16 protein-coding genes and 1 pseudogene are annotated in these 22,826 nt (G+C 70.3%); 15 read left to right on the top strand and 2 right to left on the bottom strand.

The window, feature by feature from the left end; translation table 11 throughout:
• Window positions 1-710: 710 nt before the first annotated feature.
• Window positions 711-1,922 (top strand): S8 family peptidase, encoded by a 1,212-nt coding sequence (locus ACZ7NC_RS22475; RefSeq protein ID WP_471490663.1) that lies wholly within the window; start codon window positions 711-713, stop codon window positions 1,920-1,922.
• Window positions 1,923-2,633: 711 nt separating this feature from the next.
• Here the strand turns inward: ACZ7NC_RS22475 and ACZ7NC_RS22480 are convergent.
• Window positions 2,634-5,429: an AAA family ATPase gene (locus tag ACZ7NC_RS22480; RefSeq protein ID WP_471490665.1), complete on the bottom strand. Its 2,796-nt coding sequence runs from the start codon at window positions 5,427-5,429 to the stop codon at window positions 2,634-2,636.
• A 134-nt stretch (window positions 5,430-5,563) separates the two neighbouring features.
• On the opposite strand from ACZ7NC_RS22480, the gene ACZ7NC_RS22485 reads away from it, so the two are divergent.
• The 14 genes and pseudogenes from ACZ7NC_RS22485 to ACZ7NC_RS22550 all read left to right on the top strand — a co-directional run bounded on the left by ACZ7NC_RS22485 (window position 5,564) and on the right by ACZ7NC_RS22550 (window position 21,562).
• Window positions 5,564-6,232 carry a TetR family transcriptional regulator gene (locus ACZ7NC_RS22485; RefSeq protein WP_471490667.1) on the top strand — a complete coding sequence of 223 codons (669 nt, stop codon included), beginning with the start codon at window positions 5,564-5,566 and terminating at the stop codon, window positions 6,230-6,232.
• Between the two features lie 334 nt (window positions 6,233-6,566).
• Entirely contained in the window at window positions 6,567-7,520 is a 954-nt protein-coding gene (locus tag ACZ7NC_RS22490; protein ID WP_471490669.1) for a hypothetical protein, read from the top strand.
• Window positions 7,521-7,579: 59 nt separating this feature from the next.
• Window positions 7,580-8,116, top strand: coding sequence for a hypothetical protein (locus ACZ7NC_RS22495; RefSeq protein WP_471490671.1), 537 nt, complete (start codon window positions 7,580-7,582; stop codon window positions 8,114-8,116).
• A gap of 139 nt (window positions 8,117-8,255) precedes the next feature.
• The gene (locus ACZ7NC_RS22500) at window positions 8,256-8,933 is read left to right on the top strand and encodes a catalase family protein (RefSeq protein WP_471490673.1); all 678 of its coding nucleotides are present in this window, start codon (window positions 8,256-8,258) and stop codon (window positions 8,931-8,933) included.
• Window positions 8,934-8,999: 66 nt separating this feature from the next.
• A complete protein-coding gene (locus ACZ7NC_RS22505; RefSeq protein ID WP_471490675.1) occupies window positions 9,000-9,977 on the top strand; it encodes a LysR family transcriptional regulator in 978 nt (325 codons plus the stop codon).
• Between the two features lie 119 nt (window positions 9,978-10,096).
• The gene (locus tag ACZ7NC_RS22510) at window positions 10,097-11,266 is read left to right on the top strand and encodes a CaiB/BaiF CoA transferase family protein (protein ID WP_471490677.1); all 1,170 of its coding nucleotides are present in this window, start codon (window positions 10,097-10,099) and stop codon (window positions 11,264-11,266) included.
• A 26-nt stretch (window positions 11,267-11,292) separates the two neighbouring features.
• Window positions 11,293-12,063 carry a crotonase/enoyl-CoA hydratase family protein gene (locus tag ACZ7NC_RS22515; protein ID WP_471490679.1) on the top strand — a complete coding sequence of 257 codons (771 nt, stop codon included), beginning with the start codon at window positions 11,293-11,295 and terminating at the stop codon, window positions 12,061-12,063.
• 28 nt (window positions 12,064-12,091) lie between these two features.
• The gene (locus ACZ7NC_RS22520) at window positions 12,092-12,856 is read left to right on the top strand and encodes an acetoacetate decarboxylase (RefSeq protein ID WP_471490680.1); all 765 of its coding nucleotides are present in this window, start codon (window positions 12,092-12,094) and stop codon (window positions 12,854-12,856) included.
• Window positions 12,825-13,850 (top strand): annotated as a pseudogene (locus ACZ7NC_RS22525) (3-hydroxyacyl-CoA dehydrogenase NAD-binding domain-containing protein); the annotation flags it as partial. The gene ACZ7NC_RS22520 and the pseudogene ACZ7NC_RS22525, both read left to right, overlap by 32 nt.
• Entirely contained in the window at window positions 13,847-15,070 is a 1,224-nt protein-coding gene (locus ACZ7NC_RS22530) for an acyl-CoA dehydrogenase family protein (RefSeq protein ID WP_471490681.1), read from the top strand. The pseudogene ACZ7NC_RS22525 and the gene ACZ7NC_RS22530, both read left to right, overlap by 4 nt.
• Window positions 15,071-15,663: 593 nt before the next feature.
• Window positions 15,664-17,130 (top strand): class I adenylate-forming enzyme family protein, encoded by a 1,467-nt coding sequence (locus ACZ7NC_RS22535; RefSeq protein ID WP_471490683.1) that lies wholly within the window; start codon window positions 15,664-15,666, stop codon window positions 17,128-17,130.
• Window positions 17,131-17,149: 19 nt separating this feature from the next.
• A complete protein-coding gene (locus tag ACZ7NC_RS22540) occupies window positions 17,150-18,886 on the top strand; it encodes a DUF3556 domain-containing protein (RefSeq protein WP_471490685.1) in 1,737 nt (578 codons plus the stop codon).
• Entirely contained in the window at window positions 18,879-20,294 is a 1,416-nt protein-coding gene (locus ACZ7NC_RS22545) for a phytoene desaturase family protein (protein ID WP_471490686.1), read from the top strand. Before ACZ7NC_RS22540 ends, ACZ7NC_RS22545 begins: the two co-directional genes overlap by 8 nt.
• Window positions 20,291-21,562, top strand: a complete 1,272-nt coding sequence (locus ACZ7NC_RS22550) for a PucR family transcriptional regulator (RefSeq protein ID WP_471490688.1) — start codon at window positions 20,291-20,293, stop codon at window positions 21,560-21,562. The genes ACZ7NC_RS22545 and ACZ7NC_RS22550 overlap by 4 nt, the downstream gene beginning before the upstream one ends.
• A gap of 216 nt (window positions 21,563-21,778) precedes the next feature.
• Here the strand turns inward: ACZ7NC_RS22550 and ACZ7NC_RS22555 are convergent, their stop codons facing one another.
• Window positions 21,779-22,261, bottom strand: a complete 483-nt coding sequence (locus tag ACZ7NC_RS22555; RefSeq protein ID WP_471490689.1) for a peptidoglycan-binding domain-containing protein — start codon at window positions 22,259-22,261, stop codon at window positions 21,779-21,781.
• Window positions 22,262-22,826 lie beyond the last annotated feature (565 nt).

The following is a 22,826-nucleotide window of genomic DNA, read 5'->3' on the forward strand; positions in this document are numbered from 1 at the left end:
GCTTGCCTGTCCAGGACGCCGACGCCGGTGCGGGGCGCTCTGCGAGGTCAGGTGTCGGTCGGCGCTGCCAGTGCCTCGTCCATTTCCCTGAGGGAGGCCGCCAGTGCGCGGACCTCGTGTACGGTCATCTGGCCTCGACCACCTGGAACTCATCGCCGGTGAGGTGCTCCCACAGCTGTAGACGGGTCAGGAGCCGGCCGAACAGTGCCTCTAGCGCATCCGGCTGCACCCCGCTGTCTCCAGCATGCCGCGGGTTCCAGCGCTCCGCGGCGGCCCATGAGTCGGTCTTGGCCCCGACTCCGCGCCGGGGGGCGCGAGGACTGCGTCGGTGCCTCCGCGATCACGTATGGGGCGTGCCGGGTTCCGGGTACGCGTCGGCCCACCGCGACCACCATGCCGCCTCTGCTCCTTGTCCGCGACACCGCACGCGCTGTGCACGGTGACGCTCAACGCCACCGCACGTGAGCAGACGGTGAAGAAATCGGCACAGATAATCCTGGACTGTTCCTTGGTGATTCAACCAGCGTTCAGCGCTGCACATTTGGGCTCGGGTTGCTTCGAATGTGCGTGAATCCCGTGGAGATCGACCATCCGTCGGACGTCGGGCCCCATCAAGCGATTGATCTGCTCGCGACAAGTCGGCACTCTCCTGAGCACGCGCAGCGCTGCCGTTCGAACGCAAATCCCCCCACTTCACGAGGAGACCCCTCTTGACGGCGCATCACAAACGCTCAGGCAAGGCCAAGATCGTCACCGCGATCGCGGCCGTCGCAACCGTCGTCGGCACCGGCCTTTACGTGTCCCCCATTGCTCAGGCGGGACAGCCCGCGGAGGGCACCGTCTACGGTCTGAATGCCGAAGGAGCCGTGGCCGGAAGCTACATCGTCCTCCTGGACCAGAAGGCGTCCACGGCCGAGAAGCGGGATCTTGCCGCCGAGTACGGTGGCAAGATCAGCCGTACCTATGGCTCGGCGGTCAACGGCTTCTCCGCCGGCAGACTGACCGAGACGGAGGCCAGGCGCCTCGCGGCCGACCCCGCGGTGTCGAAAGTGGTTCAGAACAAGAGGTTCCACATAGATGCCACCCAGGACAACCCGCCGTCCTGGGGCCTGGACCGCATCGACCAGAACGACACGGCCGGCGACAGCAAGTACACCTACCCGGACAAGGCCGGGGAAGGAGTGACCGCGTACGTCATCGACACCGGCGTACGCATCAGCCACAAGGACTTCGAGGGCCGCGCCGCCTCCGGGTTCGACGCCGTCGACAACGACGACACGGCCGACGACGGCAACGGCCATGGCACCCACGTGGCCGGAACCATCGCGGGCGCCTCCCATGGGGTGGCCAAGAAAGCCAAGATCGTCGCGGTTCGCGTGCTCGACGACAACGGCTCGGGCACCACCGAGCAGGTCGTCGCCGGCATCGACTGGGTGACCGAGAACCACCAGGGTCCCTCGGTGGCCAACATGAGCCTCGGCGGCGGCGCTGACCCCGCTCTCGACGAGGCGGTCAGGAAGGCCATCGCCTCGGGTGTCACCTTCGCGGTCGCCGCCGGCAACGAGTCGGCGGACGCGGGGCAGAGTTCACCGGCCCGGGTCCCCGAGGCCATCACGGTCGCGTCCAGCACCAAGGACGACGCCCAGTCGGACTTCTCCAACTTCGGCTCGATCGTGGACTTGTACGCGCCGGGCTCGGACATCACCTCCGACTGGAACGACAGCGACCAGGGGACCAAGACGATCTCCGGCACCTCCATGGCCGCCCCCCACGTCACTGGAGCCGCCGCCGTCTACCTGGCCGGTCACCCGGACGCCACTCCCGATCAGGTCGCCACCGCGCTCACCGGCGCGGCAACCGGCGACAAGATCACCAACCCGAGCAGCGGAACGCCCAACAAGCTGCTGAAGGTGACCGAGTAGACCCACACAGGACACTGGGCCCGGCGGTGCCGCCAGCGCGCGCACCGGCACCGTCGGGCCGCGTCGGGGCAAGGGGTGGTGCCCTGTGCGACACCTGGCGGCGCCGCGTTCGACCTGGCGTGACGGAGTTCCTGTCAGGCATGTGGAAAACGAGAACGAGATGGCAACGCCTGCTGTACATCACCGGCACGCGATCCGTGACGAATCGACTTCGTCGCAGAGTTGTCGGTGCAGTGTGAGGAGAAGCGTATGGACTCGGGCAGGCGTCAGTTCATGGGCAAGTGCGCAGCAGTGGCGACGGGAGTTGCCGCGCCGTTCGCCTTCCCCCGGCACGCCGCCCAAGAGCGGCACGCTCGCCCGGACCCCTCGGTGCTGGTGCGAGCACTGCGACGGACCTGCGGACCGGCAGTGGGTTCACGCGATACATCGTCCGTTCACCCAGGCCTGAGCGGCCGTCGGAATCGGCCCCGTACGCCGGTCCGCGGCGGCACGCACGTCGTGGAACCAGCGCTGCGCATCACAGCGTCCGCCCCGAACACGTCACCCAGGACCTGGTCATGATGCTCCGGTCTGCCGCCGAGACGGTTGCCGAGCAACTGCTGGCGCAGTGGCGTGGACGGCGGCGAGCGCCGAGTCGGGGACCCCACCGCCATGACGCGGCCGCCGAGCGGATCGCGGACGCGCCCGCCGCTCGGGCCGGTGTTCTGGTGATCATGTGCCGGAAGCGTTGTCGGCGGCGCAGCGGCGGATCAGGTCGGCTCGCGAAGTGATGCCCAGGCGCTCGAAGATGCGACGCAGGTGATAGTCGACTGTGCGTGGGCTCAGGTACAGCCGGGCTGCCACCTCCTTGTTGGTCGCGCCCTGGGCGACCAGCCGGATGATCTGGTGCTGACGAGGGGTCAGGGTTGAAGAGCCGGGTTCGAGAGCATGGTCCTCGTTCTCCGCAGGGTCCCAGTCGTCCCCGGTGGCGCGCAGCTCGGCCCGGGCCCGGTCGAGCCACAGCCGCGCTCCGTGCCTGCGAAAGACGTCGGCCGCCTCCCGGAGCTGGGCGCGGGCGTCCGCGCGTCGGCGCTCGCGGTTGAGGTACTCGCCGTAGAGCAGGCCCGTGCGGGCCAGTTCCAGTTCCCGATCACCGATCGGGTGCAGACGAAGAGCACGCCGGAAATGGTGCTCGGTGTCGCCGGTTTCCAGCAGGGCGCGGCACCGGGCCGCCAACGCGGTGGGCCACCCTCGGCCGATCGCCTCCGCCCAGGGGGCGAAGGCCGCCGCGGCGCGCTCGGCCCGACGCCGGTCCCCGGCTCGCACGGCGGCCTCCACGTAGCTGGGCACGGCCTCGATCGCGACACCCGGATGTCCGAGCCTCGTACGGACGAGCCGGCGCAGCTTGGCAGCCGCCTCGGTCCAGTTCCCGGCGGCGAGATCGAGGTGGGCCAGGCCCCACAGCCCAAGGGCGGAGGCGAGGGCCAGGCCGTGTGCCTGCGCTTCGCCGACGACTCGGTCCGCGTACTGCCCGCACTTCCCGGCGTCTCCGGTGACACCGGCGGCGAGCATCAGTATCCCCATCAGATTGTGGACGCAGTTGAGCTGGCCCGTTTCGCGGGCGAGCCGCAGTGCCTCGGTGGCGGTGAGCGTCGCGGTGTCCGGCCCGTTCAACCAGCATTCCGGGTACGAGAGGTACTGCATCGCGTGCACCATCGTCGGTGTGTCACCTGCTGTGCGCGCCAGCGCCACCGCGCGGGTGGCCAGCGCACGCGCGCGGGCATCGTCGGCGATGAACAGCGCACCATGCGACGCCCATGCGAGCAGCAGGGGATCGTCCGTCTGTGCCGCCGTGTCGAGACGTTCGCGCAACCGGGGCACCGCGGCCGCCGGCTGTCCTCGCAGTGAATCGGCGACCGCCAGCAGAACGTCGACCGCCAATCGGCTCGCCGGCTGCTCCTCCCGAGTCGCCGAGTCGTTGAGCACCGCCAGCGCGCGCCGTCCGGCCTGCAGGGGTAAGGCTGCATTTCCCGCATGCAGGCCCGCTTCCCCCGCTGCCACCAGCGCCTTTACGGCCAGCGACGGGTTGTCACCGGCCAGCAGGTCGGCGGCGGTCAGGAGGCCGTCGTAGGCATCCGGCGCTGCGGCGTGCTGGAGCGAGATCACGCCTTTCAGGTAGGCAATGCGCCCCCGCAAGGCCGGCTGATCCCTACCGACCAGGGTCTCCGCCTGTTCCAGCAGCCGGTTTGCCCGCCGCGGCCGTCCGGCGTGCTTGCTGCACTCGGCGGCGGCGACCAGGCGCCTGCCCCGGCGGTCGTCCTCGGAGGTCAGCTGGGCCGAGCGTTCCATGAGCCCCGCTGCACGCGCAGGGTTGCCGTGCAGACCTGCACAGCCGGCCTGACGCTCCAGCTCGTCGGCCAGTTCGGGGTCGGGCTCCGACAGCAGGGCCGCCTCGTGCCAGCGACGACGATCGTCGTGCGTGTCGGCGAAGGCTCGCGCCAGCATGTCGTATGCCCAGTGCCGTTCGGCGAGATCCGCTCCCTGGCAGATGGCCCGGCCGATGTCGTCGTGCCGGAAGGAGATCACGGTCTTGGAGGTGGTGAGCAGGCCCGCGGTCTCGGCCGGTTTCAGGGCCGACGGGTCGATGCTTGTCCGTTGCGCGACACGGTAGAGGGTCAGGGGTTCCAGTCCCGGCTCCGCGGCCAGCAGCAACAGCAGTCTCTGGCAGTCCTCGGGAAGCCGGCGGAACTCGGCGGCCCAAAGGCGCGCCAGGCGAGGTGCGAGGGGCAGGGGATCGGGTAGCCGGGACAGCTGGCTCAGCTCCGCGGGGGTGAGCGTCCGCAACAACTCCAGCAGGATCAGGGGGTTTCCGTCGGCTTCGTGGAGAAGCACCTCGCGAACCGGGAGGGCCATCGGCGAGGACCGGATCCGTGCGATGAGCCGCAGGCAGTCCTGGTCGTTCAGACCCGCCAGACGGAGTACCGGCACTCCCGACCCGGCGGTGCACGCGTGGCTCTCCGTCCCGGCCAGCATCAGGACCCTCTCGGCGTTGATCCTGCGGGCCACGAAGCCGAGCGCGTACCGTGACGCGGCGTCGACCCGGTGCAGGTCGTCCACGACGACCAGCACCGGGCTGTGGCCGCTCGCCTTCGCCAGGAGTGCCAGCACGGCGACGCCGACGAGGGATCGGTCCCCGGGCGGCGGGACGTGGCCGAGCAGCAGCAGCTGGAGCACCTCACGGGATTGTGGCGGCAGTTGAGGGATGTCGGTGGCCAGCGGCCTGACCAGCCGCTGCACCGCCCCGTACACCAGGTTCTGCTCCGCCGGTACCCCGTCGGCCCTGACCATGCGGAAGTCGTGGGCGAGTTGGGATGCGTAGCGCAGCAGTGTCGTTTTGCCGATGCCATGGTCACCGGTCAGGAGCAGGGCGCCACCGCAGGCTCCACGGCAGGCGTCCACCGCCGCCGCGAGCTGCCGGCGCTCGGCCTGTCTGCCGATGATGGGGGGTTGCTCGGTGCCGTACGTCATGACGCACGCTCCCGGCTCGACGCCTCAGGTCGAGAATAATGGCTATTCTCAACGGGGAACGCAAGAGCCGTGTCGCCCCAAGTTCCGTACTCCGAGCGCCCCTTGGATCCTGCCTGCACGGCTAGTCTTGGGCCGTGGCAGAGCCTGATTCCCTGGCAAGGCAGTCCGGAGCGCTGATCCGTGACCGGCTGATCGAGGCGGCCGTTCTCGAATTCGGTGAGCAGGGTTACGACCGAGCGCGGGTGCAGGACATAGCCCGTCGTGCCGGGTTGTCCACCGGTGCGATCTACGGCAACTTCAGGAACAAGGCCGACCTTCTTGCCGAGGCGGTCGATCGAGGTCTGGCAGCCGCCGCACGCAAGCTGGTGGAGGCGCTCGACCGCGGGGCGGCCTCCACCGACCTGCTCGAGATGGTCGCCACCGACCCCTCCGACCCCCGTCGGCGCAAGTGGGCGCCTCTGGTCAGCGAGGCGCTCGCCGCCGCGCGACGGGACGACGAGGTCGCCCGAAGGGTCCACGCCGCCTTGCGCAGGGCGGAGGCCAAGTTGACGGAACTGGTCGAACTCGCCCAACGGGACGGCTCGCTGGCCCCCGAGGTCGACGCCGCGGCCTGCGCCCGCCTGGTGCTGTGTGTGTCCCTCGGGGTGGACGTACTCACCGCCGTGGGTTTGGAGGGTCCGGACCGCAAGGCGTGGACCGCGTTGGTGCACAGGCTATTCACCGGTCTGGCTTCGGCCACTGCCCGCTCCGTGACCGCCGGCCGGCGCTCCGCCGGGGGGCTTTCGCGGCGGAACAGCGGCTGAATCACGACGCACCACCACCACGAATCGGTGAAGTCGCCGGTGTTGCGCCGGCCCGCGGGGCGACTGCTTCGACCAGACGCTGGTCAGCAACTCGGCGGTGAATCTTCCCGTCTTCACCGCGGGCGGGATCGGTTGACAGCAGAAAAGCCGCACGCCACTCTACGGTCGGTCGAGCGAGGCAATTATCGGTGAGGGAGACACCCTCGATATGCGCTGTCCGCTCTTGAGGCATCGAACCGTCACGCGTTCAACATCACCTTTCCATGGCCGGTCGACGCCAAATCTTCGTGCGTACCGGCCGAGGAGAACCCCTTTCCGGTAAAGGAGGAAAAGCATGCTGCACCGAAAACTCGCGGTGAGTGCCGCCGTCGTCGCCACGGCACTGGCTGCCGGCGTCGTGCCCCCGGTGGCTTCCACCGCCGCTTCCGCCCCCGACACACCGCTGCAGCACCGCGGACCGCAGGTCACGACCGTACGGTACGGACCGTTCACCATCCCGGCCGCGGCCGGGCACGACCACGGGGAGATCCCCAACCGAATCTCTTTCAACGTCCAAAAGCCGTGCGACGACTGCTTCATCACCGGATTCAAGGCCAATCTCGTCTACGAGAACGGGTCGAACGCCAATGTCAACACCGGCCCCATGCTGCATCACATGGTGATGGGAAACCACTGGAAGAACGATGTCGTGTGCAACGGTCCGCAGCGCATATTCGCCTCCGGAAATGAGCGGGTGGAGAGTGTCCTGCCCTCCGGATACGGCATCAAGGTCGGCAGAGGCGAGCGGTGGAACATGCTCTATGACCTGATGAACCACGCCCCGGAGAAAAAGACGGTGTACATCTCCGTCACCTACACGCATGAATCCGCCGCTGGTTCGCGGATCAAGCCGGTGACACCGATCTGGATGGACGCGGGCGGATGCCTCGGCAGCGTTTACGACGTCCCCGAGGGAGTCAGTGAGAAGACCCGGCGGTGGCGGTCCAAGATCTCCGGGACGCTGGTGCACATGCGCGGCCATCTCCACCACGGCGGTCGCTCGGTGCGAACCGAGAACCTCACGACCGGCAAGTCCCTGTGCACCATCGTGGCGGAGGAAGGCGGCAGCCCCGAGTTCATCGACCTGCACGGAAACACCGAGATCTCGGACATGCCCCCCTGCAGTGGTGACCCCCTCGGCACGATCCACCGGGGGGATGTCCTGCAAATCACCAGCAGGTACGAAAGCACGGGGCACTCGCACGGCGACGTCATGGGGATCATGGCCGGCTGGGTGGCCCAGGACTGATCCGTCTCAGGCGGTGGGGCGCGGGTGCTCGCTCCACCGCCCGCCACGGAGGTGATCACATGAAACCGGGTCCGTCCGGCAGACGCCGGCACGGCTGGACACTCGTCGTCGTCGACGTCCTCATCTGTCTGACATGGGCGGGCAGCGTGTGGGCGGCACTGCATGTCGAGGCCGATCCGGCGGTGCGCACGGTCGCGCTGTTCGTGCATCTGGGGGCGCTGGTCATCGGACTGGGCCCGGTTCTGACCATCGACTACTACGGCACGTTGTGGCTGCTGGGACGGCGCAGCCTGCCTCAGGTGCTGGAGTTCGCCGGCCCGCTGCACGTGCCCGTGTGGGCGGGGCTGGCCGGCCTGGTGCTGAGCGGGACCGTCCTCGACCCCGACCTACAGGCCCCCCTGACGCAGGTCAAGCTGGTGCTCGTCCTCCTGATCGCGCTCAACGGAGTGCATGCGCAGGCCCTGCACCGCACCCTGGTCGACCGGGCAGGCTCCCGGCCCCCGCAGCGGCTGCTCGTCCGTGGAGTGATCTCGGCCATCCTCTCCCAACTCGGGTGGTGGGGATCTGTGACGATCGGATTCCTCAACAGCCAGTGATGACGACGCGGGAGCACTGAGGGGGCGCGGCCTGTCCACGCAACCGGCCTCCGCGGTTGGTGACCTCGCGTTCGGGCCCCGCTACTCCAACGGGCTCGGCCACCAGCGTCGCGACCACCAGCTGGGCGCGGCGTGCGGGATGGGCATCAAGCTGTTCGGGGTCCTCGGCCCCTCACTGCTGGCCGACGAACCGGACACCGGTACCTTCGACCTCAACCTGATCAACAACGAGGTCTTCTTCGCGAACACCGCCTACGACTACATGGTCATCGAGGAGTTGTTCGCGGAGCTGCCCGAGGGCCTGGCGAACCCCGCCCGCCGCAAGACCTGGATGGCGGAGTTCCTGACCCGCCGGGGCACGCTCACCGATCCCGACGGCCTGTGGGACGATGCCGAGTCGCTGGCCTCCCTCACCCACCAGATCCTGGACGTGCACGCGGACAACGAAGCGTTCCGCCGCACCCTGGTTGCCGAGGCCGCGGAGCGCGACCACTCCTTCGAGCTCCAGGTGCAGCTCAACACCGATCTGGCCCGGATGCCGGTGGACAGCACCTCCGTGAAGTGGCCCGAGGAGCTGTCCCCCTGGGTGACGGTCGCCCGTGTGGACCTGCCGCGCCAGGACATCGGCGGGGACGACAACCTCGTGGCCGCCGACGCCGCGTCCATCGCGCCGTGGCGCTCGCGAGAGGAGCACCGGCCCATCGGCGAGATCCAGCGGGTGCGGCAGGAGGTGTACCGGCGCTCGTCCATCGAGCGGCACCGCATCAACGGACAAGAGCGGCGCGAACCGGCCGGCAGCGCGGAACTGCTCGGCTGAGCCGCCTCGGCCGGAGCTCGCAAGCCGCGGCAAACGGGCAGAGGCGGAACGGCACACGTTTCCGGAGTGGCGCGGGCCACCCTCTTGACGCTCCGGCCGCCAGGCTCAGTTGACGTCGGTAGGGTGGCCGTCGTGGACATGCTGCACCTGCGTTACTTCGTCGCCGTGGCCGAGGAACTCAACTTCTCGCAGGCGGCACGCAGATTGCACATGGCGGCCTCTCCGCTGAGCCAGCGGATCAAGGATCTGGAACGCGACCTCGGTCACGAGCTGTTCGAACGCACCACCCACCGGGTCGATCTGACGCCGGCGGGCGCCGCCCTGCTGCCGATGGCGCGCGACATCCTCGAGCGGGTCAACTCGATCCCGTGGCGGCTGAGCGAGGCGGTGCGGCCGCGGCTGGACCGGCTGTTCATCGGGATGCCCGCCGGGGTGCACCCGCTGCTGCGGGAACGGGTCCGGATGCTGGAGGAGGCATGCCAGGAGGTGTGCGAGCTCAAGCGCTGGCCCGGCACCTCGGCGGACCTGGCGGACGCGGTGCACGACGGAAAGCTGGCGATGGCGCTGGCCCGGCTGCCGGTCACCGACCCGGCGTTGGAGATCATCGAGGTGATGCGCGAGCGGCTGGGGGCCGCGGTGCCGGCCGACCGGTTCGCGGGGCGGGAGTCGGTCACCCTCGAAGAGCTGGCCGATCTTTCCTATGTGGCGGTGCCGTACGACGCCACCCCGGCCTATTTCGAGGAAATCGACGCCCGACTGAATTCGGGCGGCGTGAAGAAAAGAATCCGCATCAACATGGCGGATTACTCGGGTACCTCGGAATTGATTTCCTCGGGTATCGCCTTCTCGATGACCATGCTCTCGCCGGAGAGCCCGATGCACCTGTACCGGCTGGACAACGTGGCCGTGCTGCCGGTCGACGGCTTCCAACCCGCCCTGCCCACAGGGCTGTTGTTCCGCAAGGACCGGGCGGGCGAGGGCGGCGACCTGAGCCGTGTCGCCGCCCTGGCGCGGCAGATATTCGCTGAGGTCATGTCCGTCTGACCGCTGTGGTCACACCCGTGTTCGTCAATTGATCATTCCTTCTGAACTCGTTCACGCATAACGTCGTCGGTGAAAACATTCGCCATGAGAATTACTGCGTGAACACGTGAACAGGAGTGATGATGGACATCACGGCCGTCGGCACCACAGGTCCATTGGACGGCGTACGGGTGATCGATCTGTCAACGGTGGTGATGGGGCCCTACGCGACGCAGATCCTCGGCGACCTCGGCGCCGACGTCATCAAGATCGAGTCGCCGTCCGACACGGTACGGGTGGGCCCCTACCGCACCACACCCGGCATGACCCCGCTCAACCTCAACGTCAACCGCAACAAGCGCAGCGTGGCGTTGAACCTGAAGGACGACACCGACCGGGCACGGGCCCTGGAACTGATCGACAGCGCCGACGTACTGGTCACCAACATGCGCCCGGGCGCCCTCGCCCGCCTCGGCCTCGACCACGCCGCCATCGCCGCCCGCAACCCCGGCCTGGTCTACGCCCACGCCCACGGTTTCCGCAGCGACTCCGACCGGGCCGGCAACGCCGCCTACGACGAGACGGTCCAGGCGGCTTCCGGCCTGGTCGACGTGGCCAACCGAGCCCTGGGGACCCCGGCGTACCTCCCGACGATCATCGGCGACAAGGTCTGCGCGCTGACCATCGTCTACACGGTGCTCGCCGCGCTCGTCCACCGCGCCCGCACCGGCACCGGCCAGTACATCGAGATCCCGATGACCGACACGCTCATCGCCTTCAACCTCGTCGAGCACCTGGCCGGCCATGTCTTCGAACCCGCGCAGGGCCACACCGGGTTCCCGCTGTCGATGAAGCGGGGCCACCGAGCGGTACCCACCAAGGACGGTCTCGCCTGCGTCATCCCGTACAACCCGCAGAACTTCCGGGACTTCTTTATCGCAGCCGACCGCGCCGACCTTGCTGCTGACCCACGTGTCAACGGCGAGTCCATCGCCGATGACGACGTCGACGCGCTGATGGAGCTGGTGGGGGAGTGCTCGCCGAGCCTGACCACCGAGGAGTGGGCCTCGGTCTGCGCCAAGCACAGCATCCCGATGGCTCCCGTGCTCGAACTCGACCAGGCGGCCGAGGACCCCTATGTGCGGGGCGGCGGGCTGCTCGACGTGGTTGACCACCCCAGCGAAGGCACCATCCGCTCGATCGGTATCCCGGTGCGGTTCTCCGCCACCCCGGGATCGGTCCGCCGGCCCGCCCCGCTGCCCGGCCAGCACACCGACGAGGTCTTCCGGGAACTCGCCGCCGGCCGCTGACCCACCGTCAACCGAGGACACACACCATGCACAGCACCACCGAGGTGCGGACCGAGGCCAACGGTTCCGCCCTGCTCATCACCATCGACCGGCCCAAGGCGCGCAACGCGGTCGATGCGGCCGTCGCCGCCGGACTGTCCGCGGCCCTGGACCACCTGGAAACGGACCCCGCCCTGCGGGTCGGCGTACTCACCGGCGCCCAGGGCACGTTCAGCGCCGGGATGGACCTCAAGGCCGCGCTGGCCGGCGAATCGCCCGAGATCCCGGGGCGCGGCTTCGGCGGTCTCACCCAGGCCCGCACGACCAAGCCACTCATCGCCGCCGTCGAGGGCTGGGCCATGGGAGGCGGATTCGAACTGGCCCTCGGCTGCGACCTGATCGTGGCCGCCGCCGACGCCCGCTTCGGCCTCCCGGAAGTCAGCCGCGGACTGATCGCGGCAGGCGGCGGAGTGATCCGGCTGCCCAAGCGCATCCCCTACCACCTGGCGATGGAACTGCTGCTGACCGGCGAGCCGATCTCCGGCGAACGCGCCGGACAACTGGGCATCGCCAACCATGTGGTCCCGGCCGGAGAGACGGTCGCCGCCGCACTGCGCCTTGCCGAGCGCATCGCACAGAACGCCCCACTGGCCCTCGCCGCCGTCAAGGAACTCGTCCGCACCGCCGACGGCGCCCCGGAGGAGGCGGCGTTCGCCGCGCAGACGCAGGTGATGGCCTCGCTCGCGGGCTCCGCCGACGTACGCGAGGGCATGACCGCCTTCACCGAACGCCGTTCCCCGGTCTGGCAGGGCCGGTAGGACCCCAGGACCCGAGGGAGAACACACCATGAACCAGCAGGACGTGCCCCGGCACATCGCGACGCCGCTGGCCAACCCGGCCTATCCACCGGTCGTGCCGCGTTTCACCAACCGCGAGTACCTCAACATCGTCTATCGCACCGACCACGAGGCACTGCGCGCGGTGGTACCCGAACCACTGGGGATCGACGAGCCGCTGGTGCGCTTCGAGGTCATGCGCATGGGCGACGTCAGCGGGTACGGACCGTACACCGAGTCCGGCCAGGCGATCCCGGTCCGCCACGAGGGGGAGCGCGGCGAGTATCTGCACGCGATGTACCTGGACAACCTCCCGGCCATCACGTCCGGCCGCGAGGCCAGTGCCTATCCCAAGACGGCCGGCTCGCCCGCCCTGTACGTCGACCACGGCGCGCTGGTCGGGGTCCTCGACGTCGGCACCCTCCGGGTGGCGACCGCGACGATGGGCTACAAGCACTACGAGTTGTCGGTCGAGGAGGCCGTGGCCCAGGTCGGTGTGCCGACGTACATGCTCAAGCTGGTCCCGGGATTCGACGGGGCGCCGCAGGTCGCCCAACTGGTGCGCACCGAGATCACCGACATCACCGTGAAGGGCGCCTGGACCGGCCCCGCCCGGCTGGAGCTGTTCGCGCACGCGCTGGCACCGCTGGCCGACCTGCCGGTCCGCGAGATCGTCTCCGCCAGCCACATCCTGACTGATCTGACCCTGGCGCCGGTCAAGCCGGTCCACGACTACCTGGCCCACCCCGCCGCCCCCGCCCACTTCGCTCGGTGAGCAGGGCCAGGCCACGGACGCAGAGAGAAGACATGTGATGACCAAGCCCTTCACCACCGCCGCGGTCGTCGGCGCCGGGACGATCGGCCTGTCCTGGGCCGCGCTGTTCGCCGGCCACGGCATGCGGGTACGGATCACGGACCCACGGCCGGACCTGGCCGAGGCCGTCGACCAGACACTCGACCAGGCCGCCGGCCATCTGGCCGCGCAAGGCCTGGACGTGAGCGGCCTCACCGAGCGGGTGCACATCGCCGACGACCTCGCCGACGCGGTACGCGACGCCGACGTCGTGCAGGAGAACGGCCCGGAGAACGTCGCCTTCAAGCGGAAGCTGTTCAGCGACCTGGTCGCCGCCGCCCCCGCGCACGCGCTGCTGCTCAGCTCCTCCTCGGCGATCCCGTCGACAGCGTTCACCGACACCATCGAGGACGCCGGCCGCATCCTGATCGGCCACCCATTCAACCCACCGCACCTGGTACCGCTGGTGGAGGTGGTGCCCGGAGAGCGCACCTCGCCGGAGAGCGTGGCCCGGGCCGTGGAGTTCTACCGCTTCGTCGGCCGGGTCCCGGTCGTCGAACGCAAGGAGATCCCCGGCTTCGTCGGCAACCGCCTGCAGAACGCCCTCAGCCGGGAGGCCATCTACCTCGTCGAGCAGGGCGTCGTCAGCCCGGCGGAACTGGACACCGTGATGGTGAACTCACTCGGCCTGCGCTGGGCGACGGTGGGGCCGTTCCTCGGCGCGCACCTCGGCGGCGGCCCCGGTGGCTACCGGTACATGGCCGAGCACATCGGCGTGTCCATGCAGCAGATGTGGGACTCGCTCGGCCGCCCCGAGCAGAGCCCCGAACAGACCGAACGACTCGTCGCCGCCGTCGAGCACGCCTACGGCTCCCGCTCCTACGCCGACCTCAGCCGGGAACGCGACGCCCAGCAGATCGCCGTGCTGTCCGCCCGGGACAACGCCACCAGCATCGAGAAGGAGACCCGCTCATGACCGCCGTACTGCCCGAAAAGGCTTCCGAGATCGCTTCCGTCGGCGAACGGCTGGCCGCGGACTTCTACGACGTCGAGTCGCTGCTGCCGCCGCACGAGCGGGAACTGCTGCTGCGCGCCCGGGCGTTCATGCGCACCGAGGTCAAGCCGCTGGTCAACGAGTACTGGGCCAAGGGGGAGTTCCCCCGCGAACTCATCGGCAGGTTCCGCGAACTCGGACTCGCCGGTGTCCCCTACGAGGGCTACGGCGATCCCTCACCGGCCGGGAGCAATCTGCTGGTCGGCATGCTGTCGATGGAGTACACCCGTACCGACGCCTCCAGCGCCACCTTCTTCGGCGTGCACAACGGTCTGGCGATGTACAGCATCTACCGCGGTGGCGACCAGGAACAGCGGGACCGCTGGCTGCCCTCGATGGCCGCGCTGGACACCATCGGCGCCTTCGCGATGACCGAACCGCTCGGCGGCTCCGACGTGGCCGGCGGCATGCGCACCACCGCCCGCCGGGACGGCGAGAACTGGGTGCTCAACGGGGCCAAGCGGTGGATCGGCAACGCGACGTTCGCCGACCTGGTGGTGGTCTGGGCCCGCGACGAGGCGGACGACAAGGTCAAGGGCTTCGTGGTGGAGAAGGGCACCCCGGGCTTCTCCCCGGTCAAGATCGAGAACAAGATCGCGTTCAGGATCGTGGAGAACGCCGAGATCACCCTGACCGACGTCAAGGTGCCCGAGGCCAACCGGCTGCAACGGATCGACTCCTTCCGCGATGTGGCCGAGATCCTCCGCGCCACCCGCAGCGGGGTCGCCTGGCAGGCCCTCGGCGTGATGATCGGCGCCTACGAGCTGGCGCTCGACTACGCCAAGCAGCGCCGGCAGTTCGGCCGCCCGATCGCGCGGTTCCAGATGGTGCAGGATCTGCTGGTCAAGAGCCTCGGCAACATCACCGCCTGCTGGGGCATGCTGGTCCAGCTCGCGCGACTGCAGGACGCGGGCGTCTTCCGGGACGAGCACTCCTCGCTGGCGAAGGCGTTCGTCACCTCGCGGATGCGCGAGGTCGTGGGGTGGTGCCGGGAGATCTTCGGCGGCAACGGCATCGTCCTCGACTACGACATCGCCCGGTTCTTCGCCGACGCCGAGGCGATCTACTCCTTCGAAGGCACCCGCGAGATGAACACCCTCATCGTCGGCAAGGCGGTCACCGGCGAGAGCGCCTTCATCTGACCGTCGGCTCCCACAGGCCCCGCGCCGGCTCCGAGTGCAGTGTCCTCGGGGTCGGCGCGGACCAGTGCTCAGGCGCTGCCGTGGCCATGAGGTGGGCTTGTGCCGGGCCGCGCGGGGGTGCATGTGTGCCCGGTCGTGGGCTGTGCTGTGGTGCTTCGGCCAGGAGCCGCGCATGTGCGTATCCGGCCACGATCCCCTGCTGCCCGCGCGGCGGAAGTCGCGCTCGAGGCCATCCGGCGGGGAGGTGCACTCTTGCCGTTCCAGCCGTGAAGTCGCGCTCGCGTTGCCGCGCCCCGGAGTGCGCTTGTGCTGCCGCGCCCAGGAGTTGCGCTTGTGCCGCGCGTCCGGAGTCCCGCTCATGCTGCCGCATCCGGAGCAATGCGGCCCTCGGCGCGGTGCGCGACCGGCGCCGCCCGGCACCCGTCCTGTGCGCTGCGCACAAGTGCCGCCCCGAGCGTCGTCGTCCGCGCCCATGGGCCGGGAGCACCGCCGATTCGTACCGTCTCTCCTCACGTACCGGACATCCGTCCCGCCTTCCCAGGGACGCGAACCCCGTCCGGCCGACGTCCGTCGACGTACTTCGAGGAGCCGACATGCACATCGCGGAACTGCCAGATCTGCGAGCCCGGCGGGACGCGGACGGTCCCTGTATCGCTGATGATGTGTCAACTCTCGACAATGCGGCGTTCATTCGCCGCGTCCGGCGAGCCGCAGCGGCTCTGCGGACGCGGGGCGTCGGACGCGGGGACGTGGTGGCGCTGCTGTTGCCCAACACAACCGACTTCGTCGTCGCGCTGTTCGCCGCCTGGCGGCTCGGCGCGACGGTGACCCCGGTCAACCCGGCGCTGACCGAGACCGAGAGGCGCCACCAGCTCGATGACGCGGATGCCGTCGTGGTCGTCACCGCAGAGCCGTCGCCGCTCACCGGGGCGGTCACGGTGGCCGAGCTGGCCTCCGGGCCCGAGGACAGGGCCGCGCCGGAGACGGACGCGGACGCGCTCGCCCTGCTGATCTACACCAGCGGCAGCACCGGGCGCCCCAAGGGCGTGATGCTCGACCACGCCAACCTCGCCGCCATGGCGGGGATGATGATCGGCGCCGCCCGGCTGTCCGAGACCGACCACAGCCTGCTGATCCTGCCGCTGTTCCACGTCAACGGGATCGTGGTCGGCGTGCTGTCCCCGCTGCTGGCCGGCGGCCGGGTCACGGTGGCCGGACGGTTCCGGGCGGAGACCTTCTTCGAGCTGGTCGCCTCGGTCCGCCCGACCTGCTTCTCCGCGGTTCCGGCGATCTACTCGATGCTCGCCGAACTGCCGGACCAGGCCGCGCCCGACACGTCCTCGGTGCGGTTCGCCGCCTGTGGCGCGGCCCCGATGCCGCCCGCGCTCATCGAGCGGTTCGAGCGGCGCTACGGCATCCCGATCCTGGAGGGCTACGGACTGTCCGAGGGCACCTGCGCCTCCACCACCAACCCGCTGGACGGTCCGCGCAAGCCCGGCACGGTCGGGTTGCCGCTGCCCGGCCAGCAGGTCGCCGTGATGGATCCGCAGGGCCGGATCATGCCGCCCGGAGCGACCGGCGAGGTGGTGGTGCGCGGGCCCAACGTGATGCGTGGCTACCTGGGCCGCCCGCTGGAGACCGCCCGCACCGTGGTCGACGGCTGGCTGCACACGGGTGATGTCGGCCGCTTCGACGAGGACGGCTATCTGGTGCTGGTCGACCGTATCAAAGACATGATCATCCGGGGTGGGGAGAACATCTACCCCACGGAGATCGAGACCGTCCTCGGCGACCACCCCGACGTGCTCGAAGCCGCCGTAGTGGGCGCCGCCGACGAGCGGCTCGGCGAAATGCCGGTGGCCTTCGTGGCACTGCGCCCGGGCGCGGCGGCAGACACCGGCGACCTGCTCGAACACTGCCGGGCCCAGCTGGCCAGGTTCAAGGTGCCCACCGAGATCACCCTCGTCGACCGACTGCCGAGGAACCCCGTCGGCAAGACGGACAAACCCGCACTGCGGGCCAGGGCCGCCGCCACCAGCGCCCTCACCACGGCCGGCTGAACGGGAACGGGAGGCAGCCATGGGATTCCTCGCACCGACCACGGCGGACATCGACGTACGGCAGTGGCGCACCCGCCCCTACCACCAGCGCATCAGGCCGCTGGCCCAGCACTGGGCCATGCACGGCTTCGGCACTCCCGGCGTCGTTCACCTGCTGTACCTGGTGAAGATCACCGCGTACGCCCTCGGCGGCATCGCGGTCGTCTCCGCGACGCCCGGTATCGGCGGCATCGCGGACTTCGGTTCCTGGTGGGCGGAGCCGATCGTCTATCAGAAACTCGTCGTCTGGACGCTGTTGTACGAGGTTCTGGGCCTTGGCTGCGGCTCGGGCCCGCTGAGCTCGCACTTCCTGCCGCCGGTCGGCGCCTTCCTGCACTGGCTGCGCCCGGGCACCGTACGGCTGCCTCCGTGGCCGGGCAGGATCCCGTTCACCTCCGGGACGCGGCGTACGGCCGCCGATGTGACGCTGTACGCCGCGGTGTTGGGCGCGGCGGTGTGGCTGCTGTTCACGCCGGGCGAAGGCGGTGGTGGCGTGTTGGCGCCGTGGCGCGTCGCCGTCCTCGCGACGCTGCTCGCGCTGCTCGGGCTGCGCGACAAGACCGTCTTCCTGGCCGCCCGCGCGGAGCACTACGGGCTGACGCTGCTGGTCTTCCTCTTCCCGGTGACCGACCAGACCGCCGCGCTGAAACTGGTCATGCTCGCCCTGTGGTGGGGCGCCGCCTCCTCCAAGCTCAACCGCCACTTCCCGTTCGTGGTGGCGGTGATGATCAGCAACAGTCCGCTGCGCCCGGCCTGGTTCAAGCGCCGGCTGTACCGGCACTACCCCGACGATCTCCGGCCGTCCGCTCTCGCCGCCGCGGCCGCGCACGGCGGCACGGTCATCGAGTACGTGGTGCCCCTGGTCCTGATGCTGTCGCATGGAGGGCCCGTCACCACGATCGCCCTGACCGTGATGGTCGTCTTCCATCTGCACATCATGTCGACCTTCCCGATGGGCGTGCCGCTGGAGTGGAACATCTTCTTCATCTACTCCGCGCTCGTCCTCTTCGGCCACGACGCCGCGGTCGGCGCCTTCGCCCTGCACTCCCCGCTGCTTGCCGCGGTGCTGGTGCTGAGCCTGGTTGCGGTCCCGGTGCTCGGCCATGTCCGCCCCGACCTGGTGTCGTTCCTGCCCTCGATGCGCTACTACGCCGGGAACTGGGCCACCAGCCTCTGGTGTTTCCGCAAGGGCACCGAGCACCGGCTGGGCGAGCACATCGTCAAGGCGTCCGGTCTGCCCGTCGACCAGCTCACCCGCCTGTACGGTGCCGAGGCCGCCGAGCTGGTGCTGCACCAGGGGCTGGCCTGGCGGGCGATGCACAGCCACGGCCGGGCGCTGGTCGGACTGCTGCCGCGGGCCCTGGACGACGTGGAGGCCTACGATGTGCGGGACGGCGAGACGGTGGCGGGAGCGGTCCTCGGCTGGAACTTCGGCGACGGCCATCTGCACGACGAGCAGCTGATCGCCGCCGTACAGCAGCGGTGCGGCTTCGCGCCGGGCGACCTGCGCGTCGTCCTGCTCGAGTCACAGCCGACGCACCGCCAGAGCCAGCACTACCGCATCGTGGACGCGGCGACCGGCCTGATCGAGGAGGGCCATGTGAAGGTAGGGGAGATGGTGACCCGGCAACCCTGGCTCGACGAGACGTCGGCGTTTCCCGTCGAGCCCGTCGCCACACCGCGACCGGCGACCGAGGTGGCGGCCGCGCATGAGTGACGCGATCGTGGTGGGGGCCGGCCCGAACGGGCTGGCCGCCGCCGTAGCCCTGGCCCAGCGAGGCCTGAAGGTGACCGTCCTGGAGGCCGCCGACGAGATCGGCGGCGGCACCCGCAGCAGCGAGCTGACCCTGCCCGGACTGCTGCACGACCACTGCTCCGCGGTCCACCCGCTGGGCGTCGGCTCGCCCTTCCTGCGGACACTCGGCCTGGAGCGGTACGGCGTCGACTGGGCGTGGCCCGAAGTCGATCTGGCCCACCCGCTGGACGGCGGGCGGGCCGGGGTGCTGGTCCGCTCACTGGAGGCGACCGTGCGCGGGCTCGGCGCGGACGGCCCGGCCTGGCAGCGGCTGTTCGCCCCGCTGGCCGCCGACTTCGACGCGCTCACCGAAGATGTGCTGCGCCCGGTGCCTCATCTGCCCGCCCACCCGGTGGCGCTGGCCCGCTTCGGGCTGCGGGCGCTCCAGCCGGCCACGGCGGTGGCCCGGCGCTGGCGCACCGAGGAAGCCAGCGCGCTGTTCGCGGGAGCGGCGGCGCACCTGATGTATCCGCTGACCGGGCCGGCCAGTTCCGCAGTCGGGCTGATGCTCGTCGGCGCCGCCCACCGCTTCGGCTGGCCGGTCTCCCGCGGCGGGTCACGGACCATCACCGATGCCCTGGCCGCACTCCTCGCCCAGCTCGGCGGGACCATCCAGACGGGCGTGCGGGTCGACTCCCTGGCCGAACTCGCCCCGGCCCGGATCGTCATGCTCGACACCGCGCCCGGCGCCGCGGCCCGCATCTGCGGCGACCGGCTGCCCGGACGGGTGCGCCGGGCCTACCGCGGGTGGCGGCACGGCCCTGCGGCCTTCAAGGTGGACCTCGCCGTCCAGGACGGCATCCCCTGGACCCATGAGGCATGCCGCCGCGCCGGCACCGTCCACCTGGGCGGCACCCTGGAGGAGGTCGTCCGCACGGAGGAGCAGACCGCCGACGGGCGGATGCCCGAGCGCCCGTTCGTCCTGGTCGGCCAGCAGTACCTGGCCGACCCCGGCCGCTCCCGCGACAACGTCCACCCCGTCTGGGCGTACGCCCACGTCCCGCATGGTTACTCCGGTGACGCCACCGAGGCCGTGCTGCGCCAGATCGAGCGGTTCGCGCCGGGCTTCAGAGAACGGATCGTGGGGCTGGCGGTGCGCTCGACCGTCGAACTGGCCCAATACAACACGAACTTCGTCGGCGGTGACATCGTCGCCGGTGCCAACAGCGCACGGCAGGTAGTGCTGCGCCCCCGCCTGACCGCCGACCCCTACAGCACCGGCATCCCCGGCGTCTACCTGTGCTCGGCGGCCACCCCGCCCGGCGCCGGCGTGCACGGCATGTGCGGTGCGAACGCCGCCCACTCCGCGCTGCGCTATCTGGCCCGGTGAACGACCCCGTGCAGCGGCCGGCGGACGGGGCACCCGATCCGGTCGTCCTCGCGGCCCAGGTGGTGCAGGCGCACCGGGACGAGTTCATCGCCAAGCTGGTCGCCACCACCGAGGCGGAGATATCCCAGCTGGAACACGACGAGCCGCTGCACGGACTCCTGGAAGCCAGCATCACCGAGAACATCGTCACCGCCCTGCACGTGATCATCAACCGGATCGATCCGCTGACCGTGGACGCCCCCGCCTCGGCCGTCTCGTACGCACGCCGGCTCGCCCAGCGCGACGTTCCGCTCTCGGCCCTGCTGCGCGCCTACCGCCTGGGCCATGCGCAGAGCCTGGACCTGGTCCTCGGGGAGGCGGTCCGGCTCGGGCTGCCGGACCCGGCCGGCACCGTCATCGCCCTCGTCCACCTCACCTCCGCCTATCTGGACCGGGTCTGCGACCAGATCGGCCGCGCCTACGAGGAGGAGCGCGAACGCTGGGTGGACACCCGCGGTGTGCTGCGCCAGTACTGGGTGGGTCAGCTCCTGGACAACCCGCGGGTCGATCCGCGGCAGGCCGAGACCGCCCTCGACTACCCGTTGTCCGGCAGCCACCTGGCCATCGAGGTCTGGCGCCACGACACTGAGGCAACCACCGACAACGCCGCCGTCTTCGACCGGCTGACCTCACTGCTGCACACCGTGCTGCGCGCCCAGGGCCGCCCCCTGCTCGTGCACACCGACGAGGCCCACGCACGGATATGGCTGGCCGTCAGGCCCGACTGCCGCGTGGACCCCGACACGGTCGCCGCCGAACTGGCCGACGCCGCGCTCCCGGTGCGGGCCGCCCTCGGCATCGTCCGACCGGGACTCGACGGCTTCCGCCGCAGCACACGCGCCGCCGCCCGCGCCAAGGCCCTCGCCCTCTCAGCGGGGCCCGGCGCCCCGCGCGTGGTCGCCTTCGCCCGCGTCGCCCCCGTCGCCCTGCTGGTCGACGAGCCTCGCGAACTGGCTGACTTCGTCTCCGACACCCTCGGCGACCTCGCCGTGGACGACGCCCGCTGCGAACTCATCCGCGAGACGCTGCGCGTCTTCCTCGCCACCAATCGCAGCTACGCCGCCACCGCGGACCAGCTGATGGTCCACCGCAACACCGTCCACTACCGAGTCCAGCGGGCCGTCGACCACCACCACCTCAACCTGGACGCCGACGCTTTCGACCTCCACTTCGCTCTCAACGTGTGCCACTGGCACGGGGCGAAGGTCCTGCGCCGCAAGCGGCGATGACGGGGCGCGGGCGGCAACACTCGCGAGCTGACCGGCCCGCACCTTCGGTCCCTGGTCGCGGGTCCGCGGACGACCGCGCGGACGGCCGGGTGACGACGCGTCGGGGCGTATGCAGCCTGAGGGGGCGTCGGGCAGAAGCGCCCGGGCGTGTGTGCCGCAGTCGCGCGGCGGGTCCGCCCAGGACTTGCCTGGCGTCCGACGCAGGGCTGTCGGCGACTACTTCGTGCGCAGCATGAGAGCGTGCCGGGTGTTGTCGCCGTAGACGCCGGTCTCGTCCCCGCGAATGCCGTACCGCTCCTGGAACCGGGCCACGGCCTGTTGCACCTCGGTGTCGAAGCGGCCGTCGATGGCACCGCCCGGGTAGGCGTGCGGGATCTGGAGCAGACGTACCTGCAACTCGTACACCCCATGGCCACTGTCGCCGATGCGCAGTACCCCGGTGCCGGGGATCTCGGGGAGAGAGGTGTTGCCAGGCGTCGGCCGGCCCGGTTGCCCGGAAGGCGGGGACGGGACCGCGGGTGCGGGCGTCTCAGGCAGGGGCAGGTCCGGCTGTCCCAGTGAGGCGGGGGGCACTGCCGGTGCGGAATGCCCGTTGCCGAGCAGCGAAGAGGCAACGATCAATCCGCTCACGGCACCCAGTCCGAAGACTCCGGCCACACGGGTGTGCCGCCGGTCGGTGATGCGCCGATGTCCTCGCATTCCTTTCTGCTCATGCGTGCGCACGGGTTCGGGTCGCTGTGGCGCCAGGGAGGGCGGGGCGACGAGGCGGTCCGCTGACGAAGCCGAGCCTTGGCGGGCGGCCGAGTGGGGGGTGTCCGCAGGTGGGTCGGTCGTGCGGTGCGCGCCGTCCGGGGAAGTGGCCGAGGGCGGGAAGGCGGCCGGTGGCTCGGGGCGCGTCGGGCCTCCGTCGCTCGTGGCGGGAGGCCTTGCCGCCTCTGGTGGCGGGACTGCCTCCGGTCGCCTACCGCGTGACCACAGCGGCTCGACCGCGGCATCCTGCGGGGCCCGGTGCAGGCGACCGGGGTGCGGCGGGTCCGCGACCGACGGTAAGAGGCCTTGCGGGCCGACCGGAACCAGCTCAGGTCGAGGACCCACCCCCTGTGTCCGTCGGTAGGGGGGTGGCGACGGGGACGGGATGGGATGAGCGGGGCCGCCGTTCCCGCCTGCTTCGCTTTGGACATCGAAGGACGGCGGCCGGTTTGGCGGGTTTGCGGTCCGCCTGTACTCCTCCTCCATCGCGTACAGGTCGGCGCGTGCGGCATCC

Source organism: Streptomyces sp. NPDC111802, assembly GCF_055634335.1.